This window comes from Bryocella elongata (assembly GCF_900108185.1).
Taxonomy (GTDB): Bacteria; Acidobacteriota; Terriglobia; order Terriglobales; family Acidobacteriaceae; genus Granulicella; species Granulicella elongata.
Window position 1 is genome coordinate 315,015 of record NZ_FNVA01000007.1, and the last position, 16,730, is coordinate 331,744.

18 protein-coding genes are annotated in these 16,730 nt (G+C 60.8%); 10 read left to right on the plus strand and 8 right to left on the minus strand.

Annotation, left to right across the window (positions count from 1 at the left end):
• Positions 1-22: 22 nt before the first annotated feature.
• From C4S68_RS19450 to C4S68_RS23675, 8 genes are all read left to right on the plus strand, one after another.
• Complete coding sequence (locus C4S68_RS19450) at positions 23-3,559, plus strand: carboxypeptidase-like regulatory domain-containing protein (RefSeq protein WP_103934765.1); 3,537 nt, start codon at positions 23-25, stop codon at positions 3,557-3,559.
• A gap of 143 nt (positions 3,560-3,702) precedes the next feature.
• A complete protein-coding gene (gene glmS, locus C4S68_RS19455) occupies positions 3,703-5,709 on the plus strand; it encodes a glutamine--fructose-6-phosphate transaminase (isomerizing) (RefSeq protein ID WP_103934766.1) in 2,007 nt (668 codons plus the stop codon).
• 20 nt (positions 5,710-5,729) lie between these two features.
• The gene (locus C4S68_RS19460; RefSeq protein WP_103934767.1) at positions 5,730-7,076 is read left to right on the plus strand and encodes an AAA family ATPase; all 1,347 of its coding nucleotides are present in this window, start codon (positions 5,730-5,732) and stop codon (positions 7,074-7,076) included.
• A 32-nt stretch (positions 7,077-7,108) separates the two neighbouring features.
• Entirely contained in the window at positions 7,109-7,594 is a 486-nt protein-coding gene (locus C4S68_RS19465) for a hypothetical protein (protein ID WP_103934768.1), read from the plus strand.
• 256 nt (positions 7,595-7,850) lie between these two features.
• Positions 7,851-8,039 (plus strand): BrnT family toxin, encoded by a 189-nt coding sequence (locus C4S68_RS19470; protein ID WP_235011724.1) that lies wholly within the window; start codon positions 7,851-7,853, stop codon positions 8,037-8,039.
• A gap of 242 nt (positions 8,040-8,281) precedes the next feature.
• Complete coding sequence (locus C4S68_RS19475) at positions 8,282-8,602, plus strand: hypothetical protein (RefSeq protein ID WP_103934770.1); 321 nt, start codon at positions 8,282-8,284, stop codon at positions 8,600-8,602.
• A 97-nt stretch (positions 8,603-8,699) separates the two neighbouring features.
• Positions 8,700-9,032: a hypothetical protein gene (locus tag C4S68_RS23440; protein ID WP_200821595.1), complete on the plus strand. Its 333-nt coding sequence runs from the start codon at positions 8,700-8,702 to the stop codon at positions 9,030-9,032.
• Positions 9,033-9,448: 416 nt separating this feature from the next.
• A complete protein-coding gene (locus C4S68_RS23675; protein ID WP_235011725.1) occupies positions 9,449-9,772 on the plus strand; it encodes a GlsB/YeaQ/YmgE family stress response membrane protein in 324 nt (107 codons plus the stop codon).
• 21 nt (positions 9,773-9,793) lie between these two features.
• On the opposite strand, the gene C4S68_RS19490 is transcribed toward C4S68_RS23675, so the two are convergent.
• The 3 genes from C4S68_RS19490 to C4S68_RS19500 all read right to left on the minus strand — a co-directional run bounded on the left by C4S68_RS19490 (position 9,794) and on the right by C4S68_RS19500 (position 11,672).
• Positions 9,794-10,459, minus strand: a complete 666-nt coding sequence (locus C4S68_RS19490; RefSeq protein WP_103934771.1) for a hypothetical protein — start codon at positions 10,457-10,459, stop codon at positions 9,794-9,796.
• A 164-nt stretch (positions 10,460-10,623) separates the two neighbouring features.
• Positions 10,624-11,241: a hypothetical protein gene (locus tag C4S68_RS19495; protein ID WP_146072234.1), complete on the minus strand. Its 618-nt coding sequence runs from the start codon at positions 11,239-11,241 to the stop codon at positions 10,624-10,626.
• A gap of 134 nt (positions 11,242-11,375) precedes the next feature.
• Entirely contained in the window at positions 11,376-11,672 is a 297-nt protein-coding gene (locus C4S68_RS19500) for a hypothetical protein (protein ID WP_103934773.1), read from the minus strand.
• A gap of 173 nt (positions 11,673-11,845) precedes the next feature.
• Here C4S68_RS19500 and C4S68_RS19505 point away from each other — a divergent pair, with 173 nt between their 5' ends.
• Entirely contained in the window at positions 11,846-12,769 is a 924-nt protein-coding gene (locus C4S68_RS19505; RefSeq protein ID WP_103934774.1) for a hypothetical protein, read from the plus strand.
• A gap of 16 nt (positions 12,770-12,785) precedes the next feature.
• On the opposite strand, the gene C4S68_RS19510 is transcribed toward C4S68_RS19505, so the two are convergent.
• The 5 genes from C4S68_RS19510 to C4S68_RS19530 form a co-directional block, all read right to left on the minus strand.
• The gene (locus C4S68_RS19510) at positions 12,786-13,730 is read right to left on the minus strand and encodes a LytR/AlgR family response regulator transcription factor (protein WP_103934775.1); all 945 of its coding nucleotides are present in this window, start codon (positions 13,728-13,730) and stop codon (positions 12,786-12,788) included.
• An 83-nt stretch (positions 13,731-13,813) separates the two neighbouring features.
• Positions 13,814-14,239, minus strand: a complete 426-nt coding sequence (locus tag C4S68_RS19515; protein ID WP_103934776.1) for an META domain-containing protein — start codon at positions 14,237-14,239, stop codon at positions 13,814-13,816.
• 28 nt (positions 14,240-14,267) lie between these two features.
• A complete protein-coding gene (locus C4S68_RS19520; protein WP_327333878.1) occupies positions 14,268-14,801 on the minus strand; it encodes a zinc ribbon domain-containing protein in 534 nt (177 codons plus the stop codon).
• 11 nt (positions 14,802-14,812) lie between these two features.
• Entirely contained in the window at positions 14,813-15,169 is a 357-nt protein-coding gene (locus C4S68_RS19525; RefSeq protein ID WP_103934778.1) for a hypothetical protein, read from the minus strand.
• Positions 15,166-15,795 (minus strand): RNA polymerase sigma factor, encoded by a 630-nt coding sequence (locus C4S68_RS19530; protein ID WP_103934779.1) that lies wholly within the window; start codon positions 15,793-15,795, stop codon positions 15,166-15,168. Before C4S68_RS19530 ends, C4S68_RS19525 begins: the two co-directional genes overlap by 4 nt.
• Positions 15,796-16,055: 260 nt before the next feature.
• Between C4S68_RS19530 and C4S68_RS19535 the strand changes: the two genes are divergently transcribed.
• The gene (locus tag C4S68_RS19535; RefSeq protein WP_103934780.1) at positions 16,056-16,709 is read left to right on the plus strand and encodes a hypothetical protein; all 654 of its coding nucleotides are present in this window, start codon (positions 16,056-16,058) and stop codon (positions 16,707-16,709) included.
• Positions 16,710-16,730 lie beyond the last annotated feature (21 nt).

Consider the following 16,730-nt stretch of genomic DNA (forward strand, 5'->3'; position numbering starts at 1 on the left):
TTTTTGCCTGGAGGCAAACCCGATGGAATTTACCTGCCGTGCAGTCCGGAGACTAACAACCGGACTCGCCGCACTTCTGCTCGTTCTGACATTCGCGCTTGCGCCCGCCCCCGCGCAGGTCGCTGGCACCGGCACCATCCAGGGAACCGTTACGGATCCCGCAGGTGCCATTATCCCCAACGCTAAGATCACGCTGACGGCGGAAGCTACGAAGGTAACCCAGGTCATCCAGACCGATAGCCAAGGGGCCTACGTCTTTCCGAACATACCGATCGGAAGTTATACCGTCAGCGTCGCGGCGCCTGGCTTTCAGACCTTTGCCAGCAAGAACAACGTGCTCGAGGTCGGCAGCAACATCGCCGTCAACGTTAAGATGACCATCGGTCAGGAGACCCAGACCGTTACGGTGCAGGCCGAAGGCCTCGCTCTCCAGACCGAGGACGCCAGCTTCAAGCAGACCGTCGATCAGCAGGACATTACCGAGCTTCCGCTCAACTCCGCCAGCCGCCAGATCACTGGTCTTCTTCTTGTCTCAGGCGGCGCCACCGCCGCGCCCGCGGGCGACTTCACCGGTAGCAAGTACTCCTACCAGACCATCTCCATCTCCGTCGCCGGTGGCGCCGGCAACACCACCCTCTGGCGTCTGGATGGCGGCGATAACAACGACTACATGGGTAACGGCAATCTCCCCTTCCCATTCCCGGACGCTCTCAGCCAGTTCAGCGTTGAATCCTCAGTACTGGGCGCGCAGGATGGTATGCACTCCGGCGGTCTCGTAAACGCCGTCACCCGCTCGGGCACCAACCAGTTTCACGGCTCCGCATTCGAATTCATCCGCAACAACTACCTCGATGCGACGAACTTCTTTTCCACCAGCAAAGATCAGCTCCACCAGAATCAGTTCGGCGGGACCTTCGGTGGCCCCGTCTGGATTCCGAAGGTCTTCAACGGTCGCGACAGGCTCTTCTTCTTCGCTGGCTATCAGCACCTCATCAGCAAGCAGTTCTCAGCAACCACTCAGGCCCATGTTCCCACCGCGGCCAACCTCCTTGGAGATTTCTCGGTAACCGATCCAGCAATCGGTACCATCATCACTCCGACCTCCTGCGCCACCAAGACCGTTCAACTCGTCGACCCCATCACCGGTGTAGCGCTTCCCGGCAACAAATACACCACCACCCCCGCCTGGAACGCGCAGGCTCTGGCGCTGCAGAAGTACCTGCCCGCGATCAACCCTGCCATCGACGTCAACAATTGCGGTCTCGTCAGCTACGGTATCCCGCAAAACGTCTTCGACAACGAGTTCGATACCCGGGTCGACTGGAACATCAACTCGAAACATAACTTCTACGGCCGTTACTTCATCGACGGCTACCAGGCACCCGCGTTTTTCTCGCCCACCAACGTCCTCATTACGACGGCCTCAGGCAACGTAGAGCGTACGCAGAGCTTGACCTTCGGCGAAAACTGGACCATCAGCAGCCGTACCGTCAACAGCGCTCATCTCACTGGCTTGCGCCGCGTTAATAATCGTGGCTATGCTCCGAATGACATCAATGCCGCAACCCTCGGCATCAACATGTATCAGGGCGAACCCAACGGCCTCTATCTCGCCGTCACCAATAAGTTCACCCTCGGTGGTGGCACGAACTCAGTCGCTCACTTCAATGACAACACCATCACCTTCAATGACGATGTCACTCTGTTGCGCGGCAAACACCAGTTCGTCGTAGGCGGTGAACTCGCCCACAATCAGCTCAACATCTATAACTCGTATGAGGTGAACGGTGTATTCACCCTCAGCGGCGTCTACTCGGGCAGCGGTCCCGCCGGCGGTTCTATCACCGGAGACGGCAACCTCGACCTCCTTCGCGGCGCAATGAGCGCCTTCCAGCAGAGCAAGGCGCAGCAGAACGCCCTTCGTGGCAACGTGCCGAGCCTCTATGCACAGGACACTTTCCACGCTACGCCGCAGCTTACGTTGGTTGCCGGTATCCGTTGGTCGCCGGAGTTCATTCCCGTCGACTTCTTCAATCGCGGAACCACCTTCAGCATGAGCGCCTTCCTGGCCAACCAGGTCAGCACCGTCTATCCCAATGCTCCGGCGGGAACACTCTACTACGGCGATCCCGGAGTACCTCGGCAGTTCACCAAGAACTCGCCGTGGCAGTTCTCTCCCAACGCTGCTCTGGCGTATGACATCGGCGGCAAAGGCAAGACCGTCATCCGCGCCGGCGCCGAGCTGATCTACGACGAAGTCAACTTCTTCACCGGTCAGCGCACGCAGCAGAACCCCCCGTTCGCCACGGCTGTCAGCGAAACCCAAACCTCTACCTCCGGTCCGCTCAGCCTTAGCTCGCCGTGGTCTGTAGGTTCGCTTACCGCCAGCCCCTTCCCGCAACCGGCTGTCCCCACTCCGTCGCAGGCTCTGTACTTCGCACAATCGCAGTACATCGTCATGCCCACCCAGTTCCATCCCTCATACACCACGCAGTGGACCGCCAGCGTCCAGCACCAGTTTGGACACGGTTGGCAGCTGCAGGTCGACTACATCGGCAATAAGACAACCCACATGCCGATGGGTATACCGCTCAGCCCTGCTGTCTTTATTCCAGGTGTCTGGGGCGCCGGTGGAACAGGTTGCTCGCCCATCGTCACCACAGGTGCGGCTGCCGTAAAGCCTGGCGCCGCCGGTACAGCTTGTTCCACCGCCGCCAACCAGAACTCGCGCTTCGCTCTCACCATTGCTAACCCCGCGCAGGGCAACCAGTATCTCGGTGGCGGCGGAGGTTCGGTGCTCGTGGGTTACGGTGGCATGGGCAACTACAACGGCATGATCGCCAGCCTGCAGCATCGCCTCTCCGATAGCTTCAGTCTGCTCGCCAATTACACGTGGTCCAAGTGCCTCAACATCTATGACGCCCAGGGCGACTACGCTGGCACTGGCCCTGAAAATCCTGCCAACCCCGGCTTCGATTACGGACCTTGCGGCTCGGACTATCGCGACGTGGAAAATATCTCGCTCGTCGCGACCAGCCGCTTCCATCTCACCAACGGTATCGTCCGCGCCGTCGTCAACGGCTGGGAGGTCGCTGCCCTCACACACATCACCAGTGGAGCACCCTTCAACGTCACCACCGGCACCGACGTTTCTCTCACCGACATCGGCAACGATCGCCCCAACATCGTCGCCGGAGTCCCTATCTACACCCACCTCGCCAACCGTGCGGGCTCTGGTGCCGTCAACCGCGGTTACCTCAATCCCGCTGCTTTCTGCGCCACCGCTTGCGCCACCGCTGTTACACCTGGCACCTTCGGAAACATTAGCCGGAACGCCTTCCGTGGTCTCCCTCAATACCAGTTCGATCCGCAGATCTCGCGCATCTTCAAGATCTACGAAAACCTCTCCACCACCCTGCGTCTCGAAGCCTTCAACGCGCTAAACCATCCCAACTTCTCCACCCCCACAGCGGCTCTCAACTCAAGCACCTTCGGACAGATCGGCTCCACCAGCAACGCCGCCCGCGTCTTCCAGGGCTCCATCAAGATCAACTTCTAGCCGACACGGCTGTACGTCCCATCCACCCCAACCCAGGGCCCGTGCGACCTCCCGTCGCACGGGCCCTGCTGTTTCCCCCCCCGCATCCAACTCATCAGCCTCTACCCCGAGGCCGAATCTTTTCAGGCAGGTACACTCTCAGCATGTGCGGAATCGTTGGTTACATCGGACCCAAGGCTTGTGTTCCCGTCATCATGGAAGGCCTCGCGCGCCTCGAATATCGCGGCTATGACTCGGCAGGCATCGCCGTCGCCGGCGGCCTTACGCCCGATGGCAAGCCCAACCCGCTGCAGCTACGCCGCGCTCCCGGCAAGCTCCGCAACCTCGCCGCCATCCTCCAAAAGGATCCCGTCCACGGCACCTACGGCATCGGCCACACCCGCTGGGCCACCCACGGCCGCCCGACCGAAGAAAACGCCCACCCCCACCGCGACGGCACCGGCTCCCTCGTCGTCGTGCACAACGGCATCGTCGAAAACTACCTCGCCCTCAAGAACGCCCTCATCGCCAAGGGCCACAAGTTCATGTCCGAAACGGACACCGAGATCATCGCCCACGTCATCCAGGACGAACTCGAACTAGCGTCGAAGGGATTGGGTGCCCCGGGTCCGGATTCTCGGACCCGGGCTACCACCGACGCCCCCGACAGCAACGAATCCCAAACCGTCCTGGACGACCCTAATCCCTATTCCCTAATCCCTAATCCCTCACTGCCTCTGGAAGAGGCAGTGCGCCGCGCCGTCAAACGCCTCACCGGCGCCTTCGCCATCGGCGTCCTCTCCGCGCACGAGCCCGACAAGCTCGTCGCCGCCCGCATGGGCCCGCCCGCCGTCCTCGGCATCGGCGACGGCGAATACTTCGTCGCCTCCGACGTCCCCGGCATCCTCCACCACACCCGCGATATCTACTTCCTCCAGGACGGCGAGGTCGCCACCCTCACCACCTCGGGCATCCTCCTCACCGACTTCGAAGGCGGCCTCAAACCCCTCAAAACCCAACGCATCACCTGGGACCCCATCCAGGCCGAAAAAGCCGGCTACAAGCACTTCATGCTCAAGGAAATCAACGAGCAGCCGCGCGCCATCCGCGACACCACCCTCGGCCGAGTCTCCCTCGATACCGGCAAGGTCTTCTTCGACGAGTTCAACATCTCCGAAGACGAGTTCCGCAAGACCACCGGCATCACCATCGCCGCCTGTGGCACCAGCTGGCACGCCGGCCTCGCCGGCAAGTTCATGATCGAGCGCCTCGCCCGCCTCCCCGTCGACGTCGACTACGCCAGCGAGTACCGCTACCGCGACCCCATCCCAAATCCCACCGACCTCGGCCTGCTCATCACCCAGTCCGGAGAAACAGCCGACACCATCGCCGCGCAGCAGGAGCTCATCGCCAAGGGCTCCAAGACCATCGCCATCTGCAACGTCGTCGGCTCCGCTGTAACTCGCCTCGCCGCCGGAACCATCACCACCAACGCCGGTCCCGAGATAGGAGTCGCCTCCACCAAGGCCTTCTCCGCCCAACTTACCGCGCTCTTCACCTTCGCGCTCTATCTCGCCCAGCTCCGCGGCACAGTTACCGACGAACAATCCCTCGCCCTCGTCACCGAGTTAGCCCGCATCCCCGCAAAACTCGAAGAAGTCCTCCGCACGGCGGACGACGTCTGCTGCAAGTTAGCCAAGGAGTTCTCCACCGCCCGCGACTTCCTCTTCCTCGGCCGGGGCATCCACTACCCCATCGCCCTCGAAGGCGCCCTCAAGCTCAAGGAGATCTCCTACATCCACGCTGAAGGCTACCCCGCCGGCGAGATGAAGCACGGCCCCAACGCCCTCATCGACGAGACCCTGCCCGTCGTCGTCATCGCCACCAAAGACCCCTCCGACCCCTCCTCCGTCCTCAAGTACGAAAAGACCCTCTCCAACATCCAGGAAGTCACCGCCCGCTCCGGCCGAGTCATCGCCATCGCCATCGAAGGCGACCACGAAATCTCCCAGCTCGTGGAACACACCATCTGCATCCCCCCCACCCACGAACTACTCCTCCCCATCCTCGAAGTAGTCCCCCTCCAGCTACTCGCCTACCACATCGCCGTCCGCCGAGGCTGCGACGTCGACCAGCCAAGAAACCTTGCAAAGAGTGTTACCGTGGAGTAATCCACACTCAGGAGGAGAGAATGCCGCGATCCATTGCGCTTACGGCCGTGACATTGCGCAATTTTCGCGCCTTTGAGAGCGCAACCTTGCGACTCTCGCCGATCACGATTTTGGTGGGGCCGAACAACGCTGGAAAGAGCTCGATCATCAGCGCCTTGAGAGTCTTGTCTAATACGCTTAGCAGCGTCGACCCTGACACCAGTCTTCTTCTCGAGGAGCTGGGGACGTACAAAGACGCGGTCTACCGGCACGAGACAAAACGGTCAATAGGCTTCAACCTGGAATTCGAGCTAGACGGAAAGATATCGAGTATCGACCTGAACTATGGATATCGTGTCCAACGGCGGGAAGTGGTATTGCAGCAATTCGTCGCCAGCGAGTTTCGCGATGGGCAGCCAGAACCAGTGCTTAGGACGGCGTTTACCGTTTCCACAGGGCACCAGCTCATCAGGGAATTGAAAGGTCTTCCAGAAGCCGCAAAAGCAAAAATGCCATTGCCATTTGTGCATTTCATGCCGCGGCTAGGTACCCTTATACTGGACCGCTTGTATCGTAAGCTTGGGCCACAGACAAGAGAAGAGGCGGCGGCCACGAACCAGCTGGGACTTTTTAGTAAGCCGTATTCTGAGCTCAATCGCGCCTTCGTGCGTTTGAATCGATTTCTAGTTTCTCTTCAATACTTAGGGCCTTTTAGGGAAAGCCCCGCAAGGTTATATCCGTTCACCGGTGAGCGGCCGTCAGTCCTCGGAGAAACAGGCTCAGGAGCCACAGATGTGCTAATGAGCGATTTCTTTCGCCGCGGTAACAAGAAGGGCATATTAACTAATAAGGTAAAGAATTGGCTTCGCGGCGCGCAGATTGCTGGTGACCTCGCGGTGGAGGCTCTTGGCGATAGGCACTACCAAGTGCAGTTGAAACATCCAATAACCGGGGAATCATCTAACATTGCAGATGTGGGGTTCGGTGCATCCCAAGTCCTGCCAATTCTTGTCGCCGGATACGATATCTCCGAAGATTCACTACTGATGGTGGAACAACCTGAAATCCATTTGCATCCCCGAGCTCAGGCGGAACTCGGAGAGTTTTTCGCCGATGTTTATAAGCGTGGAATTCAGACGATTCTCGAGACTCACAGCGAACACCTGATTATGCGGCTTCAGACGAAAGTTGCGCTCGGAGAGATACCCAAAGAGGACATCACCGTTCATTATGTGGAGCCTACTCCAGACGGGAAGCGAATAGTGACGTTGTCGATGGATGATAGAGGCATATTTCAGCAGAAATGGCCAAATGGGTTTTTTGAAGAAAGGCTGACCGAGGCAGTCAACCTCGCGCGAGCACCTCTGATGCGGGGCGGGGGCAATTAGCCGTGAGCGCAATCACCTGTGATTCTTGTGTCATGCAACAGTTCGCCGAGCACCTGGTGACGCAATCGAATCCTGAGATACAGGCCCTGATCGATGGCATCGTGACCCATCACAAATTCGCGCTGGATCTTGGCGGGAAGATGCAGCACCAGTGGCTGGAGACCTGTGGCCTTGTATTCGGCGAATATCTTTACAAGTGGCTCCGTGAAGGCAACATTGAATTTGTCGCAGGAAAGCTGCACCAGCAGCACAAGAAACACCTGACTACTAAACTTGGGTTTCCCTTTTCAACGCGGCACGAAGGCACTTTCATTGAGGTGGCGGCAGAGGCGTTTCCCCACATTCTTGTGGGGCAGGACATTGACTTCTGGGAGCCTACGGAGAAGGGCTGTAGCTCAGAAAGGCGCCTCGAAATAATGGCGGCTGGATCAGGTGCTGTATGCCGTTATTTGGATAGAAAACTCGGTGTCAGAGTGGTTACAGTCGATCAAGCAATTCCGCTAGTTTGTCATGGGTAGGTCCACATCGGACAATATTCGACGGTTGGAGTGCTGGACGTCCCGCCTCGCAAGGCGGGTGCGCTTTCACAGCAACGCTGCATCTGAACAAGAACATCCCGGAAGGGCCCGGTTTCAACCGGGCCGTCACAACGCCTCCCACAATCCGGCTTCAGCCGCTGGGGCCCCTTGCGCGTGGCGGGTGGCCCACGTCTGATTCACCAACATATCGGGTGCCCCATGTCTCGCTTCTGAGACATGGGTTTGCAGGATGCGCATGAAAACCACCCGCGCCGGGCTTCGTGTATCGTGCGCAATGCCGCTGGCCTTCGAGTACGACCCCAGCAAAGCCACAAGCAACCTGGAAAAGCACGGAGCCTCGCTCGCGGAGGCCATGACCGTCTTCGCCGACCCGTTCGCGGAGACATTCCCCGACGAACTGCATTCAGAAGACGAAGACCGATAGATCACGTTTGGACGACCATCGAGCCAGCGATTGCCGGGTGTCCCACGTCTCGCCTCTGAGACGTGGACGTTCGATCAGGCTCCCCATCCCGGACAGCAAATACCGGAAGGGCCCGGTTTCAACCGGGCCATCCCGACGCCGCCCACAATCCGGCTTTAGCCGCTGAGGTACCTCTTCGCGTGCCGCATCGGGACACCGTGCCCATCAGGCCGTAAATCGATGGCATCCACATCCTGAGATCGATGTACAAGGTCAGGATGTTTCCCAAGGGAAGTAGCTACTACGCGGATTGGCGCGACGGCCATGGCCGGAGGCGTCGTAAATCCTTTCCCACGCCGGACGAAGCGCTGGCGCACGAGGCGGGGCAGAAGCAGCTGGGCCGAAAGCAGCGAGCCACCAGAAGGAACGCAGCCCGCCGCAAAGCCTTGGACGAGATCGCCGCAGGCACCAATGTCGTCCTCATCGACGCCGACCTGATGGACGCCTTCCCCGACTCCGACGCCGTGAACGAAGCCCTCCGCAGCCTCAAGACCATCGCCGATCGGACAAAGAAGCTCGCCTGATTTCAGTAAGCATAGCGATATCAACCATTTACCTGAAATTGACTGGACTTGCTCACTCCTGCAAAGCATCCTTGAGTAGCACCACAAGGGTCTCTGTATGTTTCACAAAATCGTTCGTCGCTTCGAAATCCAACCCGAAACACCCGCCTCCAGCCCCACCAACCTGCACGTGATGCCTGCCCCTACCGGGCGCGGGGTCGCTGGCTCTCGTCTCATCGACCTGGTCCTCATCGCCTCCCGCCGCTGCTCCGCCTTCTTCGCGGAGGCCGCCGTGCTCGTCCTGGTCTTCGGCATCCTCGACTACTTCATGCTCAAGGGACGCATCGAGCTCGGCTGGATCCTCGGCGCGCTGGCCATCTCCCTCGGTCTCCTCGCCGCCAGCATCGCCATGGACTTCACCGCGCATAGCTGGGTCAAAGCCCATCCCTAGCGTCTCCGCCAAAAACTCATCCGTTCCCCTCGAAGCCGATTCGGACTAGGCGCAGCGCCAGCGGCACGCTTGCGACCCTCCAGGCCGCGACATGGCGCCCCCATGCCCGGACGCACGCAAACCAAAGTCACCCCCCACCCGTTAACTCGCTGCGGCACAAGACTTTGCCTACATCGCCCTTGGAATCAATACTTTGCGATAGAGGTCCCCACCTAACCCCAAGCAAATCAACACTTACCCAAACAGGGAGGGGGAGGGGGACCACCCCGCGTAGCTTCGCATCCGGATAAATGTCTCCCGGAGATCGAAAATTCGAGCACGACACGAATCATGCGGCCCAATCTGCTCCGCCGCACAACCATCCCTCGCCCGGGCCCCTCTGACTATTTGATTGCAGGCAGTCAGAGGAGACACAAGTGACCATCGTCCAGCACCACTCGGTCAACATCAACCGGTACGTGCAGTCCGCCGAAGGTACGCACAGCCTCATCGTGTGGCTCATTGTCGGATTGCTGGCAGGCTTTGTGACCGGCAAGATCATGCGCGGCGCGGGCTACGGTCCGCTGGTCGACATCATCGTTGGCATCGTCGGCGCAGTCGTCGGAGGGCTCATCATGGTGAACCTGGGCTACGCCGGCTCCGGCGGCTTCCTGTACACCGTCCTTGTCGCAGTGATTGGCGCGGTTCTGCTCACACTCCTGCTGCGCCTCGTCACCGGTGGGCGCTTCCGGAACTTCTAGCCCGCATCACGAGTCGCGCGATCAATGCCCGTAGCGCGTCCCGCGAAACGGGATGGTGTATTTCACGCCGATGGTCCCCGCCTTCACCCACTGGTCGCCAGAGTTGGTGATCGGGGAGTTGAAGCGCTCCATCTGCCCATCCAGCTTCAGCGCCCAACTCGGCGATAGCAAGAAGTCAAACCCTACGCCGGCGGCCCATACATTCGAGTAGGACCTGTAGTAGTACAGCGTGCCATCCCGATTCAAGGTGAGGTCGTGATAGTCCATCGCCCCCCGCCCGAAGAGGAAGTCCCCGTACGGCCGCACGAAATGTACCTTTTTCTCGAGCTTGATCCCGCCCAGGATGTCTTTCACTGCCACCACCTGTCCATCATTGATGGGATAGGTTCCGCGCACTTCGATGGATGGTGTCAGGCCAAAGAGCTTCATCAAGGAGAAGTCCCCACCGGCGGTGACGCTCATATTGCGCCCGTTGTCGAGGTCAGTGAAGCTGCCCGTAAAGCCGCCGAAGACGGAGATCCTGGCGTCCCGTTCCGCAGTCGCGTGGGCCTGGGCGCTGGCGCTGCGGCCTGAGGCGAAGCTTGCTGCCGCGAGGATTGCGGCGGCTGCGCTGAGCAGGCGGTACGTCGAAGAACGGAACGAAGAGAAACGGGAATTACGGAGCCCACCGGCTACAGCCATCTGCATAAGAAAAATGGACGCAGATTCGGGGTCCTGGGCTGTGTCGTTTCGGGCGTTGCAGGCTGGTTAGGCCGCACTTCGATGTGGTTAGGCGAAGCCTAGCCTTGGTGTCGTCGCAAGTTTCGCGCAGGCCGTGATTTGGAGCAACGTCGCGAGGACGTTGCATCAGGCTACCGTTCGCCGCGATAGCCCTTCAGTCTCAACCGGTAGACTACGCCGATGGTCGCGGCCTTCGCCCATTCGGTGCCCGTGTCGGTGATGGGAGAACCGTAGCGCTGGAGCTGTACATCGAACTTGATCCCAAAGTGTGACGTGAGATCGAGGTCAGCTCCACCACCGGCGTCATACACGTTGGAGAGCGACTGGATGTAGACGGTCGAGCCGTCTTTACTCAGCAGGCCGCCGTTCTGGTAGTTCAATTCGCCGCGGCCGACGAGCAGGTTTCCGTAGGGATGGATGCGGCCGAGGCTCTTCTCCAGCCGAAGACCACCAAGAGCATTCTTCAGCGCGACCGAGTTGCCATCGGAGAACGGGTAGGTGGCGCGCAGCTCGATAGCAGGCTGAAAACCGAAGAAACGATGGAGTTCAAGGTCCGCGCCGGCAGTGATGCCGACGTTGCGTCCGTCATAGAGACCGGTATAGGTCCCAGTGGCTCCAGCGAAGACGCTGAAGCGCGTGGGGCGATCCGCAGTGGGGCGAGCCTGCGCGCTGGCCATAGGGACGGCAGCCGATGCGGCGGCAAGGAGCAGGACAGCAGAACGAAGCAACGTGCGCGTCAAGTGATTCAAAGCAGGTCCTCTTGTGGCTGGCAGGTCCACTCCATTATCGCCGCGGCTTTGACGCTGAGCCGAATGGATTTTTCCAGGATAGGAGATCTCCTGAGCAAACAGCACCAATGCGGTATGCGGTCGGACCCTGGGACTCAGTAGCGCACTACCTGATCGGCGTGACCGCGGAGCCACCAGCACGGTGCATTGCCGCCCTGGGGATAGAGCGAGAAGCTACAGGGAGTTGTCGCTTCTCCCTGGGGGAAGTATTCCTCCTTGTTGCCCTTTTCTTCCGCGGCGACCGATTGAAAGGTTTCGACTGTCCCCATCCCTGTGCCGTGGGAGACGCGGATCTTCCAGACGGCGAAGTCGATGGGATAGGCCGCGAGTGCGGCGACAAAGGCCCAGAGCAGGATCTGTCCCATGAGCCGTAGCCAGAATCTGGCCCACATTCGAATACCTCCCACTTGCGGAATGCTTTCAAGCTAGCAGACGGACACGTCGGGCATCGAGTCGCGGCAAGAGCGAAACGTCACGCGGTCCGAGCCGATAGGGCAAAGAGAACGTCGATGAACCACAGACAGTCGCTGAAACGTCCTATAGCCATGGGTAAACTAACACTGTGATGAAATTTCGCTTCTTCTGCGCCGTCCTGGCGCTCCCTATGGGGCTTGCGGCGCAGACTGGTGCTGTGCAGCCTGCAGCTCTGCTGCCGGATGCACCAGCTCCCCAGATCTCTGGCTCGTTCGTTTCTGCTCCGTTGGTAGAGCTCGCGCAGGCCGCAACACCGCAGGCGCCTGCGGCCCCGTCCAGCAGCTCGTCTTCAAGCTCGTCCTCCAGCTCCGCCGCCCAGAGCGCGGAGCCGCAGACCAGTCAATCGCAGGACGGCTCGGAGGCGGAAGATGCCCGTCGCAAGCGCGAGATTGCCGAGCAGGAAAAGCAGCGCGTGCTGGGCATCGTGCCGGAGTTCAACCTCGTCAGCAGCGGCCAGGCTGCCCCGATTGGCCCGAAGGAGAAGTTCAACCTCTTCTTCCATAGCGCCTTCGACCCGTTCCAGTTTGCGCTCGCCGGGATCGACTCTGGTATCGAACAGGCGGAGAATACGTATCCGGAGTGGCACCAGGGGTTCACTGGCTTTGCCAAGCGCTACGGTGCTTCCTACGCGGACAGCTTCGACGGCAACCTGTGGGGCAATGCGATTCTTCCTTCCGTGCTGCACCAGGATCCGCGTTACTTCCGCATTGGCACCGGTACCTTCAAGCACCGCCTGATGTTGTCGATGCTTTCGACGGTCCGCTGCAAGGGCGACAACGGGAAGTGGGAGCCGAACTACTCCAACGTCCTGGGCAACATCATCGGCGGCGCAGTCTCGAACATTTACTATCCGTCCTCGCAGCGCGGCGTGGGGCTGACCTTCGAGCGAGGGTTGACGGTGACCGCTGAGGGAACGTTTGGGGCATTCCTCGAAGAGTTTTATCCGGATTACATGAAGTGGAAGCAGCACCGTCACGACCGCAAGGTCGCCGCAGCGGCGGCAAAGCAACCCTAGTCTCGCGGATGCAGCGTTACAGGTTGAAGAGCTCGCGCAGCCGCTTCGTTTGTGAGCGGCTGACCGGGACTTCGGTCTGTTTGCGGTCATCCATGCGGAGCTGGTAAGTCGACTTGAACCACGGCACAACCTCGCGGATGTGCTGGATGTTGACGACGTAGCTGCGATGCGCGCGCCAGAACTGCTCGGGGTCAAGCTGGTCCATCAGCTCCTCGAGGGTGCGGCAGTTGGAGTCGCCTTCGACTGTGTTGGTGACGACGGAGATGCGACCCTCTTCGATGGAAGCAAAGCAGACGTCCTTCTGATCGACGAGCAGCAGGCGGTTCTGGGTGCGGACGACGACCTTGCCGCTGCGCAGGGGCTGGCCGTTGCGTTCGATCATGCGGAGCAGGGCATCGAGCTTGGCTTCGGCTCCGGCCACGATGCCGGCGATGGTGCCGCGTGTAGAGCCCGCAGCAACATCGGTGACGGTCTCCTCGAAGTCGCCATCGTCTTCGGCGGACTCGGTGACACGCAAGGTGGGCGCGAGCTCGGGTACGGGCTCGTGGGGGCGATCGGCGGCACGATCGATGGCGGTAGCTGAGAGCCGCGCGCGAACCTTGTCCAGCGTTTTGACGACACGGCTGGCATCGAAGGGCTTCAGCAGGTAGTCGACGGCGTTGACCTCGAAGGCGCGGACGGCGTACTGGTCGAAGGCTGTGGCGAAGACAACCTCGGGCAGGCGGGCGCGCTTGTCGAGCGCGAGGACCTTGCGGAGCACAGCGAAGCCATCGAGGCCGGGCATGCGCACGTCGAGGAAGACGACATCGGGCTTGAGGGTGCGGATCTGGTCGACGGCGTCGATGCCGTTGGAGACCTGCGCGAGCACGTTCACGTCCCCGGCGGCGTCCAGGAGGTACTGCAGCTCCTGCCGGGCCAGAGGCTCGTCATCGATGATCAGCGCTGTGAGCGGAGGGGCCATCGGAAGGGGCCGCTGTCTGCGGCTCGAGTCTGATTCTACGCGCGTTGATGAAGGATCCGGGCCTGTGGGTGAGCAGGCCGCCCTCATTGCTTCACGAAGGCAACAGGCTGGCCGTCGTCAGGATCGCCCAGGTATTCAATGATGAGAATCTGGCCGGCGTGATGATCGACGAAGAGGGACATTCCATAGCCTCCGGCTGGAACGCCTTGTTGTCCTGCGGAAAATGCCAGGAGCAGCCGTTGCTGGCGATCCTCAACCGGAAGCGTCCATTTGCCGGAACCTGCCGAAGGTTCCGGATCCGAGCCGGATGGAGGAATGTATCTGGCGGAGAAGGTGCCGTCGGAATGAAGCTCGATGGTAGGTGTAGCCGGAGGAGTGAGCGGGTGCCCGTGGATGTCGGTTCCCACCCAGGTGCCGGTCATCTCTTTCTTCGTGACGGTTCGGGCCCGGCAGCCGATCGCAGGAACGGCTGCAACCAGCAGGAGGGCGCCCAGAATTGCATGACGCATGGAGCCAGTCTACCGGGAATCTAGCGGATTAGTCGCCGTCCGAGTAGACGCGGAGGCGTTGTGGCGCGCCGTCGGAGGCAAGGTCGTGCCCGCACTGGGTGCAGTAGACGTCGGTGATGCGCACGCCGCGGTGGCAGATGCCGCAGACCGGGGCGGTCTGGAACTGGCACTGCGGGCAGAAGTTATAGCTCGACGCGATGGAGGTCGCGCAGTTGGGGCAGCGGGAGAGCTCAGGCTGGCGGAGCAGGAAGTACACTACCGCGCCGATGCCGCCGGGCAGGATCATGCAGACGAGCATCCAGAGGGCGGGGCTCATGCCACGGCGCTGGGTGTCGCGGCTGACGTAGCCGATAAGGAGCACGTAGCTCGCCCAGAGGGCGCCCCACGTGTAGCTCATCATCAGCCGGAGGGCCAGGACCTCATGCTTGTGGTGCGGCATGACGACGTGGAAGACCCATTGCATGGCGGCGAAGACGAGTACAGCGCCGACCATGGCCCAGCGCGGGATCATCCGCAGCTCATCGTCACCGAAGTTCGCGCCGTTATCCTGGCGTCCGCTCAACCAGCCGTTCATTACCGAGCCTCGAAGTTATCTGCGTGGCGTGTGCGCCCGAGACGGAACCATACCATCAGCAACAGGGCGACGGTAATGGGGAGAGACCAGATGGTGATCAGGAACATCTGGTCGCTGGCATCCGGCACGCCTGTCGGGGTGATGTCGTTGCTGTCCATCAGGAACCACACTGCATAGCAGATGGAGATCAGCAGGGTGGAGCAAAGACCGATGGGAACCCAGAGGCTGCGCTGGCGGCGGCGCTGAGCCTGCATCACCAAAGCCTGTTCGCGGATGACGCGGTGGGTGCGGTTCACCACCGAAGATCGCGCACCGTTCATGAAGGAATTATCGGGAGTGCGTGGCCCGTCGTTCATCGATCAGCCTCCGAAATTCGCAGCGCCCGCAGGCGGGTCAGTTCAGGTTTTAGTGCGGCAAGACCGCGATAGAGGCGGGACTTGACGGTGGAGAGCGGAGCCCGTGTGACCTGCGAGATCTCCTCGAGGGCCATCTCCTCGTGGAAGCGCAGGCTGAGCACCTCGCGGTAGCTGGGCTCGAGTGTCAGCATGACCTTCTGGAGCTCGGCGGCGTTCTCGCGGAACTCGAACTGGTCGAGCGGACTTGGGCTGTCTTCGACGATCTCGAAGGGGCGTTCGTCGTCTCCGCCTTCGCGCATCTCGTCGAGGGAAGCCATAACACGCTTACGCGACAGGTCGATGACCAGATTGCGCGCAATCGTGAAGATCCAGGTATCGAAGCGGGCACGCCCGTCATACTGCGAGCCACGCTTGAGGACGCGGATCCAGACTTCCTGGAAGAGATCCTCGGCGACCTCGCGGCGGCTGGTGAGGAACATCAGGTAGCGCATCAGACGGTGCTGATAGGTCTCGATCAGGTAATCGAGCAGCTCGGTGTCATGACGCTTGAGTCCGCGTGCAATGGCTGCGTTATCCAGCTCGCCCGCGTGGGCCAAAGCGATCGCACTGGAAACAGCGCCCCTCATGTCCGGTATGACGTCTCCCATATGGAAATAGTCTCTGAAGCACGGTTATCGTGCGGTAAAGGTTTGTAACGGGGTTGCAATAGAGGATATCAGCCGGTCCGGGGATCCCGCAGCCGGGGGAATGCCGGGAACGCCACCAAGGTTGTGCAGGTGCCTACCAAGGTGGGATTTGTGGGCGTTTTTCTCTGTCCTACTGTGGAGCAAAAGCGCGATTCGCGCGGCAGTTGCCGCCGAAACGCCAGAGCGAAGCGGAGAAACAGATGAAGCTCTCAGGATTGATGCGTATTGCCCTCTTGTTCGGGTCGTCCATGTTGCTGTGCCACACGGGAGTAAGCCAGGCGCCGCCCTCGGGTGGCGGAGCGTACCTGGACAGCTCGACGAACTGGGATTTTTCGCTGGGCGGATCGTATGCGCGGGTGCTTTCGGGCACGTCCACGGGAAATGTCGGGGGCTGGAATGCCACGCTGGCGAACTTTCCTTATGACTCGCACCCGTGGATCGGCGCCATGGTCGATCTGGGTGGGTATTACGTGAGCCAGCCGGGGAAAGACTCTCAGTATTACAGCGTGATGGGCGGCCCGGCGGTGACGCTGCGGGTCACGCGGATCCAGCCCTACGCGCGGGTGATGCTCGGGCGCGTGTTGAAGAGCGCTTCGAACTCGACCACAGCGAGCACGAACGGGCAGGGCATGCCGCGTGTTCTCGGCAGTGGGAGCGAGCCTGCTGCCGATGCCTCGACGACCGCGAGCACGGGCTGGCAAGGCTACTTCGGCCTGGATGCCGGCGGAGGCCTCGACTACCCGATCACCTCGCGGTGCGCGGTGCGTCTCGAGGCGGACTGGACTCCGTTCTGGGTCAACTCCCAGAGGCAGAACAACGTGCGGGCGGCGGTGGGACTGGACTGGCGTTTCTGACCACGCCCGGCTGAGCTGTCG

Excerpts from the sequence above, each read along its gene's own strand:
- C4S68_RS19530 (WP_103934779.1), bottom strand. The coding sequence starts at position 15,795 with ATGAGGGGCGCTGTTTCCAGTGCGATCGCTTTGGCCCACGCGGGCGAG.
- C4S68_RS19465 (WP_103934768.1), top strand. The coding sequence starts at position 7,109 with ATGCAACAGTTCGCCGAGCACCTGGTGACGCAATCGAATCCTGAGATA.
- C4S68_RS19460 (WP_103934767.1), top strand. The coding sequence starts at position 5,730 with ATGCCGCGATCCATTGCGCTTACGGCCGTGACATTGCGCAATTTTCGC.
- C4S68_RS19505 (WP_103934774.1), top strand. The coding sequence starts at position 11,846 with ATGAAATTTCGCTTCTTCTGCGCCGTCCTGGCGCTCCCTATGGGGCTT.
- C4S68_RS19510 (WP_103934775.1), bottom strand. The coding sequence starts at position 13,730 with ATGGCCCCTCCGCTCACAGCGCTGATCATCGATGACGAGCCTCTGGCC.
- C4S68_RS19470 (WP_235011724.1), top strand. The coding sequence starts at position 7,851 with ATGAAAACCACCCGCGCCGGGCTTCGTGTATCGTGCGCAATGCCGCTG.
- C4S68_RS19535 (WP_103934780.1), top strand. The coding sequence starts at position 16,056 with ATGAAGCTCTCAGGATTGATGCGTATTGCCCTCTTGTTCGGGTCGTCC.
- C4S68_RS19490 (WP_103934771.1), bottom strand. The coding sequence starts at position 10,459 with ATGCAGATGGCTGTAGCCGGTGGGCTCCGTAATTCCCGTTTCTCTTCG.
- C4S68_RS19475 (WP_103934770.1), top strand. The coding sequence starts at position 8,282 with ATGTACAAGGTCAGGATGTTTCCCAAGGGAAGTAGCTACTACGCGGAT.
- C4S68_RS19515 (WP_103934776.1), bottom strand. The coding sequence starts at position 14,239 with ATGCGTCATGCAATTCTGGGCGCCCTCCTGCTGGTTGCAGCCGTTCCT.
- glmS (WP_103934766.1), top strand. The coding sequence starts at position 3,703 with ATGTGCGGAATCGTTGGTTACATCGGACCCAAGGCTTGTGTTCCCGTC.
- C4S68_RS19525 (WP_103934778.1), bottom strand. The coding sequence starts at position 15,169 with ATGAACGACGGGCCACGCACTCCCGATAATTCCTTCATGAACGGTGCG.
- C4S68_RS23440 (WP_200821595.1), top strand. The coding sequence starts at position 8,700 with ATGTTTCACAAAATCGTTCGTCGCTTCGAAATCCAACCCGAAACACCC.
- C4S68_RS19500 (WP_103934773.1), bottom strand. The coding sequence starts at position 11,672 with ATGTGGGCCAGATTCTGGCTACGGCTCATGGGACAGATCCTGCTCTGG.
- C4S68_RS19450 (WP_103934765.1), top strand. The coding sequence starts at position 23 with ATGGAATTTACCTGCCGTGCAGTCCGGAGACTAACAACCGGACTCGCC.